This window comes from Streptococcus parasanguinis, from assembly GCF_001074805.1.
Lineage (GTDB): Bacteria > Bacillota > Bacilli > Lactobacillales > Streptococcaceae > Streptococcus > Streptococcus parasanguinis_A.
This window is the reverse complement of record NZ_JUPI01000102.1, coordinates 1-5,315: the sequence shown is the minus strand read 5'-3', so window position 1 is coordinate 5,315 and position 5,315 is coordinate 1. Positions and strand designations below refer to the sequence as shown.

6 protein-coding genes are annotated in these 5,315 nt (G+C 39.2%); all 6 read left to right on the top strand.

What is annotated here, in order from left to right; translation table 11 throughout:
* The coding region (locus ADI76_RS06840; protein ID WP_152905774.1) for an LPXTG cell wall anchor domain-containing protein at positions 1–1,072 on the top strand (1,072 nt) is incomplete at its 5' end.
* Between the two features lie 146 nt (positions 1,073–1,218).
* The gene (locus ADI76_RS06835) at positions 1,219–1,728 is read left to right on the top strand and encodes a dihydrofolate reductase (RefSeq protein WP_049515312.1); all 510 of its coding nucleotides are present in this window, start codon (positions 1,219–1,221) and stop codon (positions 1,726–1,728) included.
* 208 nt (positions 1,729–1,936) lie between these two features.
* Positions 1,937–3,169 (top strand): ATP-dependent Clp protease ATP-binding subunit ClpX, encoded by a 1,233-nt coding sequence (gene clpX, locus ADI76_RS06825; protein ID WP_009731088.1) that lies wholly within the window; start codon positions 1,937–1,939, stop codon positions 3,167–3,169.
* 11 nt (positions 3,170–3,180) lie between these two features.
* Positions 3,181–3,783: a ribosome biogenesis GTP-binding protein YihA/YsxC gene (gene yihA, locus ADI76_RS06820; protein ID WP_049515310.1), complete on the top strand. Its 603-nt coding sequence runs from the start codon at positions 3,181–3,183 to the stop codon at positions 3,781–3,783.
* 149 nt (positions 3,784–3,932) lie between these two features.
* Entirely contained in the window at positions 3,933–4,637 is a 705-nt protein-coding gene (locus ADI76_RS06815) for a glucosaminidase domain-containing protein (protein WP_049515308.1), read from the top strand.
* A gap of 156 nt (positions 4,638–4,793) precedes the next feature.
* A partial coding sequence (locus ADI76_RS06810) for a formate/nitrite transporter family protein (protein WP_049515306.1) occupies positions 4,794–5,315 on the top strand: 522 nt, incomplete at its 3' end.

The following is a 5,315-nucleotide window of genomic DNA, read 5'->3' as shown; positions in this document are numbered from 1 at the left end:
GACCATTCCAGGTGAAGGAACTTACACAGTTGCTCCAGACGGAACAGTAACCTTCGTACCAGATAAATCATTCACAGGAACAGGTACAGGTGTGACCGTGAAACGTGTTGATAAGAATGGTACTCCAGTTACTGCAACATACACACCAACAGTAACACCAGTTGCTCCAACGGGTGAACCAGTTACTTCAATTGGTAAGAAGGGTGCTACTCAAACAGGTAAACCAAGCTTCACAGAAGGTGATAGCCGTGTACCAATGAATGACGAAGTTCCAGCAACATTTGAAGATGGTTCAACTACGAAGACAATTCCAGGTGTTGGTACTTACACAGTGGCAGCAGACGGAACTGTAACCTTCACTCCAGAACCTGAATTTACTGGTACTGCACCAGCAGTGACAGTGGTTCGTGAAGATGTGAACGGAACCAAAGCTTCTGCAACTTACACACCAACTGTTCTTCCAATCACTAAGTTTGTTGATAAAGAAGGTAAGGAAATCCCAGGATACCCTACAGTTGATGGAGAAGAGCCTAAAGCTGAAATTCCAGGTTACCGCTTTGTGGAAACGAAGAAATTGCCTAATGGTGATACTGAACACGTCTATGAAAAAGTTACAACTTCATACGTAGACGAAAATGGTGTTCCTATCCCAGGTAACCCTACAGAAGATGGGGAACAACCGAAGAAAGAAATCCCAGGTTATGACTTCGTGAAGACTGTTGTAGATAAAGATGGAAATACGCAACATATCTACAAGAAGGCTGTGACACCAACTCCAACACCGGATCCAACTCCGACACCAGAGCCACAGCCACAGCCTACTCCACAGCCGCAACCACAACCTACTCCACAACCTACTCCACAACCTACTCCACAACCAAAACCAGAAGAGCCAACGATTCCTGTCGTTCCAGAAACGAAAGAAGAAGTGAAGTATATCGATCCACAAAATCCTACTGCACAACTTCCAAATACAGGAACAAAAGAATCTTCTACTGCTGGTCTTGCAATCTTTAGTGCTTTAGCAGGTCTCTCATTGTTTGGATTTGCAAAACGCAAAAAAGAAGACTAAGCTAACTTGTGGCTAAGAAAAACCGCGAAAATCTCGCGGTTTTTTCTGTTTGTATTTGAAAAAATATCCTCCAAACTAGATAGTTGAAATCAGTCTTTTATAAGAAAATTTGATAAAATAGAAGTATCAGTGTAAAGGATGAGAGAATGAAAAAGATAATTGGTATCTGGGCTCAAACTGAAAATGGCATTATTGGAAAGGACCAAGTCATGCCTTGGCATCTGCCAGCTGAGCTTCAGCATTTCAAAGAAACAACCATGGGACAAGCGATTCTCATGGGAAGAGTGACCTTTGATGGTATGAAAAAACGGGTTTTGCCAGGTCGGACTAGCATTATCTTAACCCAAGATCAAGCCTACGATCCTGAAAATGACGCTGTACTCGTCATGCATAGCAAAGAAGAAGTCTTGGAGTGGTATCAGAACCAAGAGAAGAATCTTTACATTATTGGAGGTAGTCAGATTTTAAGGCTCTTTTCTGATCAGTTAGAAGAGTTGATCCAGACCATGATTCATGCAGATATTGATGGAGACGCATTGGCACCAAAATTTGAAGAGAGTCACTATGAAAGAGTCCGTCAAGTTCCCCATTTAAAAGATGAGAAAAATCCATACGATTTCACGGTCAACTATTACAAGAGAAAGGATTTAGACTAATGGAGCGAAGTGTCTTTGGTTTTTTTACAGCTGTCCTATGTGTCATCTGTTTGATTTGCGCCTTACAAACCTTTCGTAAAAAACGGTTTGGCCTCGCTATTTTATTCTTACTAAATGCTTTTACCAATCTTGTGAATTCCATTCACGCCTTTTACATGACCTTATTTTAAACTAAATAGAAACAGAAAATGACAGAAAGAGGAAATACATGCCAACGAATCAAAATAATGATATGATGGTTTATTGTTCATTTTGCGGAAAGAGCCAAGATGAAGTCCAAAAAATCATTGCAGGAAACAATGCGTTTATCTGTAATGAATGTGTAGAGTTAGCTCAAGAAATCATCCGGGAGGAGCTTGCTGAAGAAGTCCTTGCTGACCTTAGTGAAGTTCCAAAACCAATCGAATTGCTCAATATCTTGAACCACTATGTCATCGGTCAAGATCGTGCAAAACGTGCCCTTGCTGTAGCGGTATACAACCACTACAAACGCATTAACTTCCATGATACGCGCGAAGACGAGACAGATGTTGAATTGCAAAAATCAAACATCCTCATGATTGGACCTACTGGTTCGGGTAAGACTTTCTTGGCCCAAACCTTAGCACGTAGCTTGAATGTCCCATTTGCTATTGCTGATGCAACAGCCTTGACAGAAGCCGGTTATGTGGGTGAAGACGTTGAAAATATTCTCTTGAAACTTCTTCAAGCAGCTGATTTCAATATCGAGCGCGCAGAACGAGGCATCATCTACGTCGATGAAATTGATAAGATTGCTAAGAAAAGTGAAAATGTCTCTATTACACGTGACGTCTCTGGTGAAGGAGTGCAACAAGCTCTCTTGAAGATCATCGAAGGAACTGTCGCTAGTGTACCACCTCAAGGTGGACGCAAACACCCACAACAAGAGATGATTCAAGTGGATACCAAGAATATTCTCTTTATCGTAGGAGGAGCCTTTGACGGAATCGAAGAAATTGTTAAGCAACGTCTCGGTGAAAAAGTCATCGGTTTCGGTAAGAACAATAAAGCCATCGATGAATCCAGCTCTTACATGCAAGAAATTGTTGCAGAAGATATTCAAAAATTCGGTATTATCCCAGAATTGATTGGCCGTCTTCCAGTCTTTGCAGCTCTTGAACAATTGACAGTTGAGGATCTTGTCCGTATTCTAAAAGAGCCACGCAATGCCTTGGTAAAACAATACCAAACCTTGCTCTCTTATGACAATGTTGAATTGGAATTCGATGATGAAGCCCTTCAAGAGATTGCTAATAAAGCCATCGAAAGAAAAACAGGAGCTCGTGGACTTCGCTCGATTATCGAAGAAACCATGATGGATGTCATGTTTGAAATTCCTAGTCAAGAAGATGTCAAACTTGTCCGAATCACAAAAGAAGCAGTTGACGGAACAGAAAAACCAGTTCTTGAAACAGCATAGAAAGATTAAATATGGAAATAAACACACATAATGCGGATATTCTCTTAAGCGCTGCGAATAAGAGTCATTATCCTCAAGATGAGATTCCAGAAGTTGCACTTGCCGGTCGCTCAAATGTCGGCAAGTCTTCTTTTATCAATACTCTCTTAAATCGAAAGAATCTTGCTAGAACCTCTGGTAAACCAGGTAAAACTCAGTTGTTAAACTTCTTCAATATCGATGATAAATTACGCTTAGTGGATGTACCTGGTTATGGCTATGCACGTGTCTCTAAAAAAGAACGGGAGAAGTGGGGACGCATGATTGAAGAATACCTGACCAGCCGTGAAAATCTAAAAGCCGTTGTCAGTCTGGTCGATTTTCGTCATGAACCTTCTGCAGATGATATTCAGATGTATGAATTTTTAAAATACTATGAAATCCCTGTGATCTTGGTAGCAACCAAAGCAGATAAAATTCCACGCGGAAAATGGAACAAGCATGAATCTATTATCAAGAAAAAATTAGAATTTGATCCATCTGATGACTTTATCATCTTTTCTTCTGTAACGAAGGAAGGTATAGAGAAGTCATGGGATGCTATTTTAGAAAATGCGTTTTACGAAATAAATTGAAATGACATGAAAATGTCATTTTTGTTTTGGATTTATCTCGCAATTGTAATAGAAGTGTAATATAAGTGGCTTTGTTTTCTTTCTTTTATATGGTATAATTTCTATAAAGATAAAAGATGATAAAAAATTAATTGGAGATAAATTGTATTATGAAAAATAAAATACGGAATAAAACGAAATTATTTGGTTTGTTCGTTTCTGTATTAGCAGTGGGGACATTTGCTGCTGCTATGAGCGAGCACGTAACATCAGTTGGTGCTAATGATGGAACTTACCAAGCATATTCAGACCCAACTGAAGCTTTCATCTCACAAATTGGTGAATCAGCTCGTCAGCTTGGTCAAGAGAATGATCTTTATGCTTCCGTTATGATTGCACAAGCGATCTTGGAAAGTGGATCAGGACAGTCTGGTTTGGCTTCTTATCCACATTACAACCTTTTTGGAATTAAAGGAAGTTATGCTGGGCAATCTGCAGTGATGCAAACTTGGGAAGATGATGGTGCTGGAAACGCGTATACGATTAATGATGCATTCCGTTCATACCCATCTTACTATGAATCATTGCAAGACTATGTAGCAGTTTTGAAACAAGGACATTTTGCAGGTGCTTGGAAGAGTAACACATCAAGTTATCAAGACGCAACAGCAGCTTTGACAGGTGTTTATGCGACAGATACTAGCTACTACGCAAAGCTCAATAATATCATTGAAACCTATAATTTGACTCAATATGATTCACCAAATGTTCAAGGTGGTATTACAGGTTCGGTATACAATCCATATCGTCAACAGTTCACTTCACAAGAAATCTTGAATTTGGATATCGCTTGGGCGAACCGTTTGAATTATTAAAACTAAAACAGGCAGATGCCTGTTTTTTATTATTTCCTGGAATATGATTTAAAACGTATATATTGTGAATTTAAGAATTCTTCCTGAAAACCTTTTCAAACCATTTTGTCTATGATATAATGAGTTTATTCACAAACATTATATAAGGAGACTATTATGTCTGAATCTAATTTTATTCAAAAAGTTGGAGCGGCGTGTAATAAGAAGGAAGATCTCTATCAGAAATCTAAAACGCGTTATGCAGTCCGTTCTATTTTTGCTGGAGGATTTCTTACTTTAAGTACGGCGGTCGGAGCAGTTGCGGCTGACTTATTAAATACCTTTGTACCTGGATCTGGTCGTTTTCTATTTCCATTCATCTTTGCCTGGGGCTTGGTTTACCTCTTATTCTTAAATGCGGAATTAACCACCTCAAATATGATGTATTTGACGGCGGGAACCTATCTAAAGAAAATTCACTGGAAGAAAGCTTTGGAGATTCTTCTTTATTGTACCTTCTTTAATTTAATTGGTGCTTTAATCGTAGCTTTTCTGTTTAATCAAACCACAGCCTTTGCACATATCGATCCAAAAGGATTCCTAGCCACGGTGGCAGAAAATAAACTCCAACGGAGCAATCAAGTGGTTTTCTTTGAAGGTGTCATTGCCAATATCTTTGTAAATATTGCTATTCTTTCT

Coding starts and splice junctions, on each gene's coding strand:
- yihA (WP_049515310.1), top strand. CDS start 3,181: ATGGAAATAAACACACATAATGCGGATATTCTCTTAAGCGCTGCGAAT.
- ADI76_RS06835 (WP_049515312.1), top strand. CDS start 1,219: ATGAAAAAGATAATTGGTATCTGGGCTCAAACTGAAAATGGCATTATT.
- ADI76_RS06815 (WP_049515308.1), top strand. CDS start 3,933: ATGAAAAATAAAATACGGAATAAAACGAAATTATTTGGTTTGTTCGTT.
- clpX (WP_009731088.1), top strand. CDS start 1,937: ATGCCAACGAATCAAAATAATGATATGATGGTTTATTGTTCATTTTGC.